Origin of the sequence: Arthrobacter sp. AOP36-C1-22 (genome assembly GCF_052377515.1) — a bacterium.
GTDB lineage: Bacteria > Actinomycetota > Actinomycetes > Actinomycetales > Micrococcaceae > Arthrobacter_H.
This window is the reverse complement of the sequence record NZ_JBQSWW010000046.1, coordinates 1-13780: the sequence shown is the minus strand read 5'-3', so window position 1 is coordinate 13780 and position 13780 is coordinate 1. Positions and strand designations below refer to the sequence as shown.

Genomic DNA, 13780 nt, shown 5'->3' with positions numbered 1-13780 from the left:
AATCCGCTGTCGTGCCGCTGGTAGAGCGTATTCGACGTCTCGTCCGCCGTTGAAACCGGGGTTCGGACTATTTCGAAATCGACCGTGTAGTTCCAGCTCGAGTATCCGAACCAGTCTCCCTTTTTCGAGAAATGCCACGTGATCTTTTCCGTTTCGGGCCCGGACGCAGACACTTCCAGCTCTTTTTCGCCAAGCTTGTCGTCTTTATCAGCCTTGATGATTGCGTCGGCGATCTTATATCCCCAATCCAAGATCTCGCCCCCGCTGACAGCCACGGGGTGTCCTGAAGCCTTCAGGCCTTTGATTACACCATCTTTCAATTTCTCGATCCATTTCGGCTTGTTCGCCCAGTCCTTGCTGCTATCTTCGTCGAAGGCTACAACTCCGCCGCGAATGGACCGGTCATTAGCGAGAATGTCGCTATAGATCAGCGCGTTTGGGTACTTGTGTTGGTTGTCTTTGATCGAGATTATCCCGACGACTTCGGCCTGAGTTTTTCCGCAGAGCCATCGGTTAACATGCTCGTGAAATACAATTCATCGGGGCCGGTAACATCCTCGGTGTTGCCACAGTGAATCTTTGTGATGCGTATTTCGACTTTCGTGTTCGACATTGTTTCCCCCTACATCAGGCAACTAACAGCGGTAGGAGCCACGACGCTGTGGTTCATGCTAGTCACAGAATGAATTATAACTAATTAATTTATAAAGTACATAGGCCTGTCGCACACCCTCCTGCGGGCCGTTAAGTGGTATCGGCGGTGTCCTGAGAGAATAATGTCCAGACGACGAAATGGTGATGCCGGAACAGGGGGTGCGGCGGGACACGGTGAAGCGTCCGCACCCCCTAAAGGCATGGAACAGCACAGCGCAACGCCACAGCAGTCGAACCACCAAAACGAACACCCCGGCTGCAAGGCCCTCTTCCCCTGGCTACGCAGTTGCCGAACCTGGAAGTCCACCCCCTACCTCCTCGAACGGGCACGTAGCGAAGTCCGTGGGATCCCGGCGGACATGTGGGACAACCACGTGTCCCTCATGAGGGAACATCGCGACATGTTCACCAGTCGCAGCGGCCACTGGTCCACGTTCATCGCATGGGTCGCAGGCTGGCAGCATTACGAGATCGGGTTCTGCTGCCTATCCGCGGCCAACCTGGGCCGGGCCCTCGGCGAGACCGCCTTGGAAGTCGACCACCGATATGTAGCTACGAGTTGTCAAGGGGCAGAGGTGAGCGGTCCGCGGCTGGTTGTCGTGGACCGCTCTTTTCGTTCCCGTCGTCTGGTGGTGGTCCTGGGCTGGCGCGTCTTCTACGACGGCGCTGTCAGACTGATATACGCGGATTGATTACCGCAGGACAAGGTGTTCGGCTGGAGGATGACCGCTGGTCTAGCAATATCGGGCATCACCGACAAGCGCCGGTGGCCCATAGGTGTATCGCGGATTTCCTCCACGCTGCCAGGCCGGATGATCACCGGTAGGCGACGGAACGCTTCCCTATTCAGCTGGCCATGGGTGCTCCCGTTGCACTGGTGCTGACAGGGACCAGCACCAACCTGCCAGTTCCCGGGCGACGGCCACGTTGGCGATCACCCGGCGCTTCTTGCGGGCCTCGAACTTCTCCCACTGGCGACGCAGCCGGTGATTACCCTGATGCCCACGAACAAGGGAAGCCTCGTCGGCTTTTTCCCAACGTGCCTGCATCTCCCTGGTGGGCTGGTAATTTCGCCGGTGGTTCCAGGCCGCCTCGACCAGCAGCCGACGGGCGAGGGTGTTCCCGGTCTTGGTGATCGACCCCAAGGAACGCGATGCCCCTGAGGAATGCTCCGATGGCACCAAGCCTAGGTAGGCGCCGATGGTCTTGCCGGTGAACCGGTTCCAGTCCCCGACCTCGACGGCTAACCCGAACGCGGTCAGTACGCTGATTCCACGCAAACACATCAAAGCGTGAACGACTTCGGCGTAGGGCTCAGTCTCAGCCAGGGCCGCGATCCGGACATCGAGGCGGTTCCTTCGATCAAAGGTCATTGCCACCGTCTCCAGGCAGGTGACGTAAGCAGCCTGCAGGGAAGGATCCTCGAAGTGCTGCTGGTGCAGCCACGTATGGTGCCCGTTCGTCCACGTAGTGCCTCCGGAATAAACGATCCCGTGGCGCAGCAATAGCTTGGAGAGTCGGTGCCTGGGCCGCATCAAATCGGAACGGACGTCCTCACGAGCACGGACCAGAACCCGGGCAGCTTCCCGCGCGGAGTCGGGGACCGCGACCGCGGTGAACTGGTCCAGCAGGTTCAACCGTGCCAGATGCTCCGCATCCCGGGCATCGGTCTTCACCCGATCCCCGGCCGGATGTCGGAGTTTCTAGGGGGCGGCGACCACGCAGGTAAACCCTGGCGTCTCCAAGGCACGGGCGAGACCGAAGCCGGTGGGGCCTGCCTCGTAGACGACGCGGACCGGAGGGCTCAGGCCTTTGATCCAGTCCACGACTCCGGTGTTGTTTCCGGCCAGGCGTTGGCGTTTGATCTCGCCGGTGCGTTGAACGATTGCGCAGCCCAGGATGGAGCGGGCATGGACATCCAGACCGACGTAGGTACGCTGATTCATGACTGGAACCTCCAGACGTTCAAATGTGGCTCTACCAGTCCACACCCGTCCGGCTGAACGGGAAAGACCGCAGGGCTGGCAATCCACGCCTAGCTTTGAACTCGGGGTTCCAGTCCTACGACGCCACCGCGACGCTCACTGCATATTGTCTAGCCCGAGACCACCAGCAGTTCCGCCCAGGGAAGCCGTGATCAGATACAAGGCCGGTCTTTCCAAGATGTCCTTTCCCCCGAACCTTGGACGGGGCAGATGGGGCGTCCCCGGCCTAGGAGACTGCTGAACGATTTCGAGGGTTTAAGGCGGGCCTGCTGGACTTGCGCTGCCGGTCGTTAAGACTGGATACATGCAGGGAAACAGGATTCACAGCGGCAGTATCTGGACGTGGAGGCGTTGGCCGGGGAACTATTGGCCCCGGGAAGCGCCTTCGCGTTCCTCGCCGGAAACCGGCAGGAGCTGTTCCCGGATTCAATGATGGAGGACCTTTTCATCTCCAAGCGTGGTCGGCCCTCGATCCCCGGCACCGGTGATCGGCTCGGTCATGGTCTTGCAGGCCCTTCACGGGCTCTCTGACCGCGAAACGGCCGAGGCGTTGACGTCTGACCCGCGATGGAAAGCGGCCTGCGGTTCCGAGCTGACCGGAACCGCGTTCCATCCCTCGACACTGACGTACTGGCGCAAGCGCCTGGCCGCCTCGCCGAACCCGCACCGGATCATGGACGCGATCGGCGAAGCAGTCACTGCTACCGGCATCCTGGCCGGTAAACGCCGCCGCGCCCTGGACTCCACGGTCCTCGACGATGCCGTCGCCCGGCAAGACACCATCACCCAACTGATCGCTTCAATCCGCCGCTACGGCCCCGATATCCCCGCCGGCCAGGACCTCGTCGCCGCCCACACGCGTGGCTGCGACTACCAGCGCACCGGCAAACCAGATATTGCCTAGGATGACCAGTATGCCAAACAAGAACTGGTATCGGCGCTGGTCAACGACGCGATCGCCCTGCTCGCAGCAGTGGCCCCCGACACCCTCGAAGTGGACTCGAAGGCCGCCGAAGCATACGGTTTGCTCGCGTTGGTCTCCGGGCAGGACGTGGAACCGGCCGAGGGACCCGACGGCACGGACGGGAGGTGGCGGATCGCCCGGAAGGTCGCACCGGACCGGCTGATCTCCACCGTGGACACCCAGGCCCGCCACGCGCACAAGACCCGACAGGAACGCCGTGATGGTTATAAGGGCCATCTGATCATCGAGCCCGATACCGGGTTGGTGACTGCGGCGAAGTTGACCATGGCCACCGGGCCGGACTCCACCGACCCGGCCGCCGGCGCCGCCCTGCTCGGGGAAGACCACAGCATCGGGGTCTCACCGGTGCAGGTGTTGGCCGATTCGGCCTACGGTTCGGCGTCCATGCTGAAGTCCCTGGCTGGTTCAGGGCATCAGGCGTTGATCAAGCCCAAGCCCTTGAACCGGGCTATTGCCGACGGGTTCACCATCGACGAGTTCACCTACGACCCGGCTGCAAACACGCTCACTTGCCCCAACGGGCTCGCCCGAACGATTTCGGCAAAGGGGTTACTCGACCTTCGGTGCCGGATGCCGGGGATGCCCGCTGCGGGACCGGTGCACCACCTCCGAAAGCGGACGGAAGATCGATCGGCATCCCGAACACGAGTTGATGCGGGCCCACCGGGCCGAAGCGGTGGGTCCCGGGTTCGTTGCCGATTACCGGCGTCATCGGCCGATGGTCGAGCGTTCCATTGCCTGGATGACTCGCGGGAACCGGCGACTACGGTATCGGGGCATGGCAAAGAACGATGCCTGGTGGAGGCTACGGGCCGGGGCAGTGAATCTGAAACGTCTCCTGAAACTCGGGTGACCGGCGCAAACACCGGATGGACCATCGTCTGAGGCCGTCCGGGCCCGGGGCCCGCTCCCACAACGGCCTCTGGGGCCCCTGAAGAGCCCTTCAGGACCTCACGGCCAGTGCCGAGAACCAGGAAGGGCTCCCAGATTCCCGCCCCGGATGATGCAAGCAGCCGTCCCACACGTCGATACGCGCAAAACGGTCGCTCCAATTCCACTTAGTTCAGCAGTCTCCTGGTGCACAGCCTTGTTACTAGCCGAACACCGGGTGCCGGCCGTCGGGGATCGCTCCTTTGGCGTCGCCGCCATCGGCAACGAGATGGGTGGGTACCGCTGGCGTGCGGTCCCACCTCAAATGAAGAATGCCGGTTCCCTCGTGGAGGAAACCGGCACTTTTGCGTAGTCGTTCTTTAGCGCCCGCGCATTGAACGGCGATCAGGGCGGGCCTTATTGGGGTCGATGCCCTTGGGAATGGGAAGTTTCGCGCTGCCCAACGTGGACAGACGCATGTCCACGGCATGGACTTCCTGCTTATTGAGCGTCTTGGGGAACTTCTTCATCTTCTTGGACACATCGCCCAAACCGGTCTGTCCATCGTTCGAACCCGCGTTGATGACGTGGATCGGCACGTTCGGCAGGACACGGTTCATTCGCTTGCGCTCGGCATCCACTAGCGGGCGAACCCGGTGGGTCGGCCCTTCGGTGACCAGCACGACCCCACAGCGACCGATGCCGCGGAAGACGAGGTCCTGGGTCTTGGGACTGACCGCCACGGGTTGTTCCGTGAGGATCCAGCCACGCTTCAAGACGGACATGGATGCGCCGGCGGCACCCGGACGGCCTTCAAGCTGCTTGAAGGCGGCCTTCTCGGCACGACGGGAGAGGATGAGCAATGCTGCCAGCAAGCCCAGCGGAATGGAGACGAGCAGTGTGGTGATCCAGTTGTTGATCACCAGTCCGATGACCAGGCCAACGGCGATGATGCCGAAGAATGCCAGGACCATCCACCACACGGCGTTGGGGTCATTACGCCGGGTCATCTGGAAGACCTGGCCGAGCTGCTTCAGCCGACCTGGTTCCTTGGCGGCCTTCTCGGCCTTGGGCTTGCGGGAGAACAACGAACGCTTGGGCTTGGCGCCGTCGTCTGCGGGGGAGTTAGAAGTTCTGGCCATAGTGGTCCAATTCTACGTGATCGGCGAGTTACTGTTGGGCAGCGAGGAGAGTGGCTGCCTCTTGCTTGGTCGTTCCGGAGCTCTCGATATGGGCCATGTCCTCGGGAATGGGCAGACCCTTCTTGCGCATGGCGCCCGCCCAGAGGCGTCCGGCGCGGTAGGACGAGCGCACCAGCGGTCCGGCCATGACGCCCAGATAGCCGATTTCCTCCGCGAGCTTCTGTAGTTCGACGAATTCCTGGGGCTTTACCCAACGGTCCACGGGGGCGTGCCGTTCGGACGGGCGGAGGTACTGGTTGATGGTCAGCAGATCGCAGCCGGCTTCGTGCAGGTCCTTCATGGCATCGACGACTTCTTCGGGGTTTTCGCCCATGCCGAGAATGAAGTTCGACTTGGTGATCATCCCGTTGTCGTGCCCCCGGCGGATGACGTCCAGCGAGCGCTCGTAGCGGAAAGCAGGACGGATCGATTTGAACAGCCGCGGGACGGTTTCGACGTTATGGGCATATACCTCCGGGGCCGACGCGCAGATCTCGTCCAGGTATTCCTTCTTGCCGGAGAAGTCGGGGATCAACAGTTCGACGCCGGTGCCCGGGTTGAACTGGTGGATCCGGCGGACGGTTTCGGCGTAGAGCCAGGTTCCCTCGTCCTCGAGGTCGTCGCGGGCCACCCCGGTCACGGTCGCGTAGCGCAGACCCATCTGCTTCACGGACTGGGCGACCTTGAAGGGTTCGGAACGGTCCAGGGCGGCCGGCTTTCCGGTGTCGATCTGGCAGAAGTCGCAGCGACGGGTGCACTCGGAGCCGCCGATGAGGAAGGTCGCTTCGCGGTCCTCCCAGCATTCGAAGATGTTCGGGCAGCCGGCCTCTTCGCAGACCGTGTTCAGGCCCTTGTCCTTGACGAGCTTCTTCATCTCGACATATTCAGGGCCGATTTCAACCTTGGCTTTGATCCACTCGGGCTTACGTTCCACGGGGGTTGCCGAGTTGCGCTGTTCAATGCGCAGCATGCGGCGTCCTTCGGGGGCGAGGCTCACAGTAGGGCTCCTTCATCGGCGATGGGGGTGTTCGTTTTGATGGCTGGTTCGAGTAGGCGGGTCAGTTCGTCCTGGACCCGGTCGAGCACGTCCAGGGTGCGGACTGTTCGGCCGCATTCTTCGGTGATGCTTGTCGTGGAGGCATCGGTGATGCCACAGGGGATGATCCGCGAGAATGCGTCGTCGTCGTTATCGCAGTTCAGCGCGAAACCATGCATGGTCACTCCATGGTCCACACGGATGCCGATGGCGGCGATCTTCCGGTCCTGGGCGCCGTCGGTGCCCAGGACCCAGACTCCGGCCCGGCCATCGACCCGCTGTGCGGTGATGCCGAAGTCGGCGACGACGTTGATCAGCATCTCCTCGAGCCGGTGGACGTAGTCGCGGATGCCGGAGTGGTTGGCCAGTTCGACGATGGGGTAGCCCACGAGCTGCCCGGGGCCATGCCAGGTGATCTTGCCCCCGCGGTCCACGGAGATGACGGGGGTTCCATCAACCGGCAGATCCTGGGGTTCGGTGCGTTTGCCGGCCGTATAGACGGCGGCATGCTCGAGTAGGAGGACTTCTGGCCCATGCATCCGGGCAGCCACTTCATCGTGGATCCGGCGTTGCAGGTCCCAGGCCTCCTGGTAATCAACGTAGTCCGGGGCGAAGCCCAGCCGCTGGAAGGAGATGGTCATGCGCCATACGCTACTCGCCGTCGGTGGCAGGTTCGAATTGGGGTCGAATCCGTTGCTGTGGATAACTTCTGCAGGTCAGCGCGACATTCGATAGAAATGGAGGATGGGTGCACCGAACGAGTGGAGACGTCGACCAGAGTTGAAGGATTGGGCACTTGAACACGAACTCGGGCGAGGAAGTAGCGGAACCGTATATGTCGTCAGGCAACGTCATACGGGGGTCCGTGCCGCTCTGAAGGTTGCCGCTGCCCAGGACGGTGGGGAAGAAGGCAGCTGCTCGAAGGAAGTCCAGGCCCTGGCCTCGATGAGTCATGAACACATCGTGGAGTTGATCGGTGCGGTCCCGACCGATCACGGCGAGGGCATCCTGATGGAGTACCTTCCGGGCGGCTCGGTGGCGGACCTGATCGCTGCCCGCGGACCATTGACGCTGGGCGAGACGGTGACGGTCCTTGCCCCCGTGGCCGGAGCCGTGGCGTTCCTGCATGGGAATGGGGCCGTTCATGGCGACATCGCCCCGGGCAATGTCCTGTTCACCGCGGCGGGGAAACCGAAACTTGGTGATCTGGGGTTGGCCGTGCTGGTGGGTGGACGGCAGGACGAATCCGGAACCCCCGGCTTCCGGGCTCCCAGTTCCGAACCCGAGGAATCCGGAGGCAGACGGCTGCGACCGGCCCGGGACGTATATTCCTTGGCGGCATTGGCCTGGTACATGGTGACGGGGCGGGTCGCCGGGCCCACCCATCAGCGACCACCATTGTCCAGCCTGCTGGGAGGGGTGCCGACGGAGCTGGTGGAACTACTTGAATCGGGGCTGGCCGAAGACGAGGAAGAGCGGCCCGGAGCCGAGGAATTCGGGCGACGGATCTTCCGGATCGCGACACCAGAGCCGGTGAACCTTCGAGAAGCCGTGAGGCCCGAGGCCCTGGGACAGATGGTCACCCATGTCGTTGCGGATCCGGCCACGCGCAGGGTGGGCCGCGGCCCGAGGGAGTGGTTCCGTGGGCTGGCCACCCTCGGGCGCGGCCGGAAGCGACACCCCGGCAGCGGGGCAGCGGGGCCGCGGGGAATCGGACGTCCCGCCCGTCGTGGACGGGGCGACCGCCACCCCCAGCCCGATCGAGCCCGGGGCCGGGCTCGGCGGGGCCGGCGGTGGGCCGTGATCCCGGCGATTGGGGTGCTGCTCTGTCTGGTCGTCGCGGGTCTCATGGTTGCCACCCGGGGCGGCTGGGGCCCCCAGCCCGCCCCGGTGGCCCACCCGGCGACGGAGGCCGGCCCGGATGTCTCGAGGCCGGCCCATGAACAGGACGGAACGGATGCGGAGGCGAGCGAAGGGGGCGACGCCACGCAGCCGCCGTGGGTTCTACCGGAGAAGGTGCTCGAGGCGTCGGTCTTCTCCACCCCGGTTCCCGAGGATCCACTCCAGGCGGCCCGGGCCCTGACGGAGAGGAGGGACCTTGCCTTGGCGGGAGCCGATGCTGATGCCTTGCGGCAAGTCCACGCAGGGGGAGGGGACTCGCTGGGCCCGGATCTGGCGGTGACCAGTCAACTGCGGTCCCGCGGGCTGCATTATCGCGGATTGAAGACGCGTTTATCCGATGTCAGGATCAACCCGGGGACCGATGAGGAACAGGTGGCCGTGGCGGCCACCAGCACCATGAGCTCCTACCAGGTGGTAGGGGCCGACGGGGCAACGATCCAGAGCACCCCCGGGCCCGAAGTGCAGGACATCATCTTGACGCTGGAGCGTGTCCACGGTGGGTGGCTGATCGTCTCCGTCGAGGACGCTTCGAGGGGTACGGGGAACCACGGATGATTCCCCTGCGGTGACGCCACCGGTATCGATCGGTAGGATCGCTTCATGAGTTTGAGTTGCTACCTTCGATACCCGCACGTCTCCGCCGAACTCGTGGCTTTTGTCGCCGAGGATGATGTCTGGCTCGTCCCTCTGGCCGGCGGCCGTGCCTGGCGCCTTTCAGCGCAGGGTCTGCCGGCACGAAACCCCCGGTTCTCCGCAGATGGGCAGACGCTCACCTGGACCATCCGCAACGGGGCCAGTCAGGAGATCGTGGCTGCCTCCGTCGATGGTGGTGACTACCGTCAACTCACCTACTGGGGCCACCCGTCGACGAAGAACCGTGGGTACACCCCCGACGGCCAGGTCGTGGCCGTCACTTCCAAGGACCAGGCGGATTCACGACTGACCTGGGCTCGAACCGTTCCACTGGATGGGTCGGTGGGCGAGGGGCTGGATTACGGGCCGGTTGATTCACTGGCCTGGGGGCCGTCGGTCGGTGATGAACGCCCGTTGGTGGTGGGCAGCGCCCTGAGCCGGGAACCCGCCTGGTGGAAGCGCTATCGCGGTGGGACGGCAGGCAAGCTCTGGATCGATCGGGATGGTGGCGGGGAATTTGACCGCCTGATTCCGGACGTTGATGGAAACCTGTGCGACCCGGTCTGGATCGACCAGCGGATTGCCTTCCTGTCGGACCATGAGGGCTACGGCAACATCTACTCGGTCAGCCCCGACGGTGGTGACCTGAGGCGCCACACGGACCATGAGAGCTACTACGCCAGGCATCTGTCCTCCGACGGGGAACGTCTGGTCTTCGAATCCGCCGGCGAGCTCTGGGTGCTTGACGGGTTGGACGCAGCCCCCCGGAAACTGGAGATCACCCTCGGATCGGCCGGGCACGGCAGGCAGCCGACGGCCCTGGACGTCGCGGCACATCTGGTGCGGGCCACGCCCGATCACCGCGGCAATGCCAGTGTCATCGAAAGCCACGGAACGCTGCATCTGCTGACCCACCGTCGGGGCCCGGCCCGCACGATCGAATCGACCCCCGGGGTCAGGGCGCGGCTAGGCAGCCTGGTCGGGGCCGACCGGGTGCTCTACGTGGCCGACGAGGAGGGTGAGGAAGCGATCCACCTCCAGGAGCTGGACGCCTTCGAACGGCGCTACCCTGCCGACGCGGGCAGCGGGGGAGCCCCTGAGGACGGGGGTGCCGGTGTCGGCTCGGGAGCGGGGCAGGCCCCGACGAACGGGGAGACCGGAGAGGCGGATGACGACGGCGGGGACCTTCCCCAACCGGTCAGCGCAGCGGGAAGTGCCGGACTGCCGGCCCCGGTGGCGGCCGCAGGGAAGGAACACGATGTCGTGACTGCCCCGGCCACCGAGGATGACTCATCCGTCGAATCGCCTGCGAAGGAGGACCCGGCCACCGGGCCGGGCCCGAAACGCTTCGAGCTGCCGGCCGGACACCGCGTGCGCAGCCTCGTGGCCGGGCCGGATGCCCGCTGGATCGCCGTGTCCACCGAAGCCGGGCAGACCTACCTGCTGGAGCCGGAAACCTCGACGTGGCACCAGATCAGTGCCGGCGGTCAGGGAGCGGCCGTAGGGCTCGCGTTCTCCCCTGACGGGCGGTGGTTGGCCTTCACCGAGCCGGTGGCCACGTTCGGGGCCCGCAGCCGCATGCTGCTGGTCTCCACCGAGGATCCGTCCGCGGAACCGATCGAGGCGACGGACGGTCGATTCCGCGACCATGCGCCGTCGTTCACCCCGGACGGAAAATACCTGGCCTTCCTCTCCGACCGCAGCTTCGACCCGCTGTATGACACGCACGGATTCGACCTGTCCTTCCCGGCATCGACGAAACCGTTCCTGTTGGCGCTGGACGACCGGACGCCGTCGCTGTATGGACCACGGGTCTACGGAACCGAAGCCACCTGGGACGAGGCCGGGAAGGACACCGGATCCAGCGACCAGGACCCGGCTTCAGCCGTACCGGAGACCACCGTGGTTCGTGCGGGACTTCCCTCACGCCTCTTCGCGGTCCCCGTCGCCCAGGGCCGCTACACGTCCCTGGTGGCCGTCGAAGGGGGCCTGTTGTGGTTGACCGATGTCTCGACCGGCGTCACCGGCGATGGCCGGGCCCCCGACGCCGAGGCCGAATCCCAGAGGCTGGAACGTTTCGATCATGAGACCCAACGACTCACCACGCTTCTGGAAGCCGCGGAGGCGTTCCTCGTCAGTGGAGACCGCAAGCGTCTGGTCGCCGTCCACAACGGCACCGTGCGGGCCGTGGCGACGGATAAACCAGCCGAGTCGGACTCCGCGGACACCCAGGACATCGATCTGGGCCGGATCCGGGTGGCCCTGGATCCCTCGAAGGTCTGGGCCCATGCCTTCGACGAAGCCTGGCGGCTGCAGCGGGACTTCTTCTGGGTCGAGGACATGGCCGGACGGGACTGGGATTCGGTGGCCGAAACCTATCGTCCGCTGGTTGACCGCCTGGGCAGCCACGACGATCTCGTGGACCTGCTCTGGGAGCTGCACGGGGAACTGGGCACGTCCCATGCCTATGTGACCCCCGAACCCATCCAAGGTGCCGAGAGCCAAGGCCTCCTCGGCGCGGATCTGGCACGGGTCGATGGCCGCTGGCGCGTGGAAACCGTGCTGGCGGGGGAGTCCTCCGATCCGCAGGCCCATGCCCCCCTGGCCGCCCCCGGGGTGGGGGTGCGCGCGGGGGACGAGTTGTTGGCGATCAACGGGGTCGACATCCCCGAGTCCGGACCGGCGATCCTGTTGCAGGGAACCGGCGGTAAGCCCATCGAACTCACCGTCCGCGACGGGGCGTCCTCACGGGCCCCCGGCGAGGTCCGGCGGGTCGGGGTCGTCCCGGTCCGCAACGAAGAGCGCCTGCGGTACCACCAGTGGGTCTCACGGAATCGTCGGGAAGTCCGTGAGGCGTCCCAGGGACTGTTCGGGTATCTCCATATCCCCGACATGATGCCGCTGGGGTGGGCGCAACTGTTCCGGGACCTCGACCAGGAAGCCTCGCGGGACGCGTTGCTCATCGACGTACGTCGGAACCGCGGCGGGCATACCTCCCAACTGGTGGCCGAAGTCATCGCACGGAAGGTGACCGCCTGGTCGGTGGCCCGCGAACAGGAACCGTGGACCTACCCGGATAGTGCCCCCCGCGGGCCGGTGGTCATCCTCACCGACGAATGGGCCGGCTCCGACGGGGACATCATCACGCAGGTCAGCAAACTGCGGGCCATCGGCCCCGTGGTCGGCGTGCGCACCTGGGGCGGGGTCATCGGCATCGACGGGGAATTCGACCTGGCCGACGGAACGGTCGTCACGCAGCCGCGCTACGCCACCTGGTTCACCGGTGGCGTGGGCTGGGGCGTGGAGAACCGGGGTGTTGATCCGGATATCGAGGTGCCGTTCCCTCCGCATGCCTATCTGGCCGGAACCGATCCGCAACTCGAGCACGGGATCATGGTGCTCAAGGAAATGCTCCATGAGATCCCGACGCACCGGGCGCCCGAACGTGAGGGGTACCCTTCCAGGGAACCGGGCCCCCTGCCGGCCCGGCCGCAGGATGCCGCGGGGGACTGACCACCCCGGGATGCACCAACGACGAAGGGCGCCGGAACCATGGTTGGTTCCGGCGCCCTTCGTCGTTGGTCGGGCTGGAAGCTAGGAGACCAGCGTGGCGTCGAGCTTGATGCTCGGCACCGAGGCCAGGGCCTTGGAGACGGGGCAGCCTTCCTTGGCGCCCTGTGCTGCTTCCTTGAAGGTGGCCTCGTCGATGCCGGGGACCGTGGCCTTCAGGGTCAGGCGGATCTCGCTGATCAGCGGACCGTTGGTCGTGTCGAAATCAACTTCGGCACTGGTCTCGATCGAATCAGCGGTGAAGCCCGCGTCCTTCAACGCGCCGCCGAGTGCCATCGAGTAGCAGGAGGCGTGCGCTGCCGCGATCAGTTCCTCGGGGCTGGTCTTGCCCTCGGACTGGTCGGAGCGGGCCTTCCACGTGATGTCGTAGGTGCCGATACCGGACGTCTCGAAAGACGTCTGACCGCTTCCGGAGAAAAGATCGCCGTTCCAAACGGTGCGGGCGGTACGGGTTGTAGCCATGGTGACTCCTCCACATCTGAGCTGGGCGACCGGTTCCGGGCGCCATCTCCATCCTATGTCTCCCGGCGATCGGGGCAAGAACATGACTCCGGACAGCAAAGGACCCCCGGTGTATACCGGGGGTCCTGGAGGTACTGCCTAGACCCAGAGCACCGCGATGGCGATGTTGATCAAGGCCAGGCCGCCGACGCCGTGGGCGATGCCGGTGGGCACCACTTCGTGGTTCTTGACCTTCTTGCGACCGATCCATGCCGCGACGAGAACGCCCAGGGCGATGATGAGCTTGACGCCCAGCTTGATCCGGTTCGGTTCGCCGTCCCCCATTTCCAGCAGGCCGAACATCAGGATGCCGGTCACCACCTGGGTGATGGCCCCGATCCACTGCCAGAGGCCGACCGTGGGGGTCTTGAAGGAGGCGAGCCAACCGCCGAAGATCGCGGCCGCGCCCAGAATGTGCACGAAGATGAGCAATGTGAGGATGAAGTTCATGGGGACAGTCTAG

General features: G+C 64.6%; 11 protein-coding genes and 1 pseudogene. 4 read left to right on the top strand and 8 right to left on the bottom strand.

The genetic code is table 11. The annotated features are described in order from the left end of the window. On the bottom strand, window positions 1-320 hold a 320-nt coding region (locus ACT3S6_RS15470; RefSeq protein WP_444555701.1), incomplete at its 3' end, for a hypothetical protein. Between the two features lie 534 nt (window positions 321-854). On the opposite strand from ACT3S6_RS15470, the gene ACT3S6_RS15465 reads away from it, so the two are divergent. Continuing rightward, the gene (locus tag ACT3S6_RS15465; protein ID WP_444555700.1) at window positions 855-1346 is read left to right on the top strand and encodes a hypothetical protein; all 492 of its coding nucleotides are present in this window, start codon (window positions 855-857) and stop codon (window positions 1344-1346) included. 150 nt (window positions 1347-1496) lie between these two features. On the opposite strand, the gene ACT3S6_RS15460 is transcribed toward ACT3S6_RS15465, so the two are convergent. Beyond that, the gene (locus ACT3S6_RS15460) at window positions 1497-2330 is read right to left on the bottom strand and encodes an IS110 family transposase (protein WP_444555699.1); all 834 of its coding nucleotides are present in this window, start codon (window positions 2328-2330) and stop codon (window positions 1497-1499) included. A gap of 27 nt (window positions 2331-2357) precedes the next feature. Then, entirely contained in the window at window positions 2358-2600 is a 243-nt protein-coding gene (locus tag ACT3S6_RS15455) for a hypothetical protein (RefSeq protein WP_444555698.1), read from the bottom strand. Between the two features lie 339 nt (window positions 2601-2939). Between ACT3S6_RS15455 and ACT3S6_RS15450 the strand changes: the two are divergent. Then, window positions 2940-4509 (top strand): annotated as a pseudogene (locus tag ACT3S6_RS15450) (IS1182 family transposase). Between the two features lie 365 nt (window positions 4510-4874). On the opposite strand, the gene ACT3S6_RS15445 reads toward ACT3S6_RS15450, so the two are convergent. From ACT3S6_RS15445 to lipB, 3 genes are read right to left on the bottom strand one after another with little or no spacing between them, the layout of a single operon-like run. After that, window positions 4875-5636 carry a DUF4191 domain-containing protein gene (locus tag ACT3S6_RS15445; RefSeq protein ID WP_444555697.1) on the bottom strand — a complete coding sequence of 254 codons (762 nt, stop codon included), beginning with the start codon at window positions 5634-5636 and terminating at the stop codon, window positions 4875-4877. A gap of 28 nt (window positions 5637-5664) precedes the next feature. Further along, window positions 5665-6672 (bottom strand): lipoyl synthase, encoded by a 1008-nt coding sequence (gene lipA, locus ACT3S6_RS15440; RefSeq protein ID WP_444555696.1) that lies wholly within the window; start codon window positions 6670-6672, stop codon window positions 5665-5667. Next, a complete protein-coding gene (lipB, locus tag ACT3S6_RS15435) occupies window positions 6669-7352 on the bottom strand; it encodes a lipoyl(octanoyl) transferase LipB (protein ID WP_444555695.1) in 684 nt (227 codons plus the stop codon). The genes lipA and lipB overlap by 4 nt, the downstream gene beginning before the upstream one ends. 103 nt (window positions 7353-7455) lie before the next feature. Between lipB and ACT3S6_RS15430 the strand changes: the two genes are divergently transcribed. Both ACT3S6_RS15430 and ACT3S6_RS15425 read left to right on the top strand, forming a co-directional pair. After that, window positions 7456-9168, top strand: a complete 1713-nt coding sequence (locus tag ACT3S6_RS15430; protein WP_444555694.1) for a serine/threonine protein kinase — start codon at window positions 7456-7458, stop codon at window positions 9166-9168. Between the two features lie 45 nt (window positions 9169-9213). Then, window positions 9214-12759 (top strand): S41 family peptidase, encoded by a 3546-nt coding sequence (locus ACT3S6_RS15425; RefSeq protein ID WP_444555693.1) that lies wholly within the window; start codon window positions 9214-9216, stop codon window positions 12757-12759. 81 nt (window positions 12760-12840) lie between these two features. Here the strand turns inward: ACT3S6_RS15425 and ACT3S6_RS15420 are convergent, their stop codons facing one another. Together ACT3S6_RS15420 and ACT3S6_RS15415 are read right to left on the bottom strand one after the other, a co-directional pair. Further along, window positions 12841-13278, bottom strand: coding sequence for an OsmC family peroxiredoxin (locus tag ACT3S6_RS15420; RefSeq protein WP_444555692.1), 438 nt, complete (start codon window positions 13276-13278; stop codon window positions 12841-12843). A 138-nt stretch (window positions 13279-13416) separates the two neighbouring features. Continuing rightward, window positions 13417-13767, bottom strand: a complete 351-nt coding sequence (locus ACT3S6_RS15415) for a hypothetical protein (protein ID WP_444555691.1) — start codon at window positions 13765-13767, stop codon at window positions 13417-13419. Window positions 13768-13780: the final 13 nt, after the last annotated feature.

What these genes read in the sequence shown, in the direction of transcription:
- ACT3S6_RS15465 (WP_444555700.1), top strand. Translation starts at nt 855, where the DNA reads ATGGAACAGCACAGCGCAACGCCACAGCAGTCGAACCACCAAAACGAA.
- ACT3S6_RS15455 (WP_444555698.1), bottom strand. Translation starts at nt 2,600, where the DNA reads ATGAATCAGCGTACCTACGTCGGTCTGGATGTCCATGCCCGCTCCATC.
- ACT3S6_RS15445 (WP_444555697.1), bottom strand. Translation starts at nt 5,636, where the DNA reads ATGGCCAGAACTTCTAACTCCCCCGCAGACGACGGCGCCAAGCCCAAG.
- lipB (WP_444555695.1), bottom strand. Translation starts at nt 7,352, where the DNA reads ATGACCATCTCCTTCCAGCGGCTGGGCTTCGCCCCGGACTACGTTGAT.
- ACT3S6_RS15430 (WP_444555694.1), top strand. Translation starts at nt 7,456, where the DNA reads ATGGGTGCACCGAACGAGTGGAGACGTCGACCAGAGTTGAAGGATTGG.
- ACT3S6_RS15425 (WP_444555693.1), top strand. Translation starts at nt 9,214, where the DNA reads ATGAGTTTGAGTTGCTACCTTCGATACCCGCACGTCTCCGCCGAACTC.
- ACT3S6_RS15420 (WP_444555692.1), bottom strand. Translation starts at nt 13,278, where the DNA reads ATGGCTACAACCCGTACCGCCCGCACCGTTTGGAACGGCGATCTTTTC.
- ACT3S6_RS15415 (WP_444555691.1), bottom strand. Translation starts at nt 13,767, where the DNA reads ATGAACTTCATCCTCACATTGCTCATCTTCGTGCACATTCTGGGCGCG.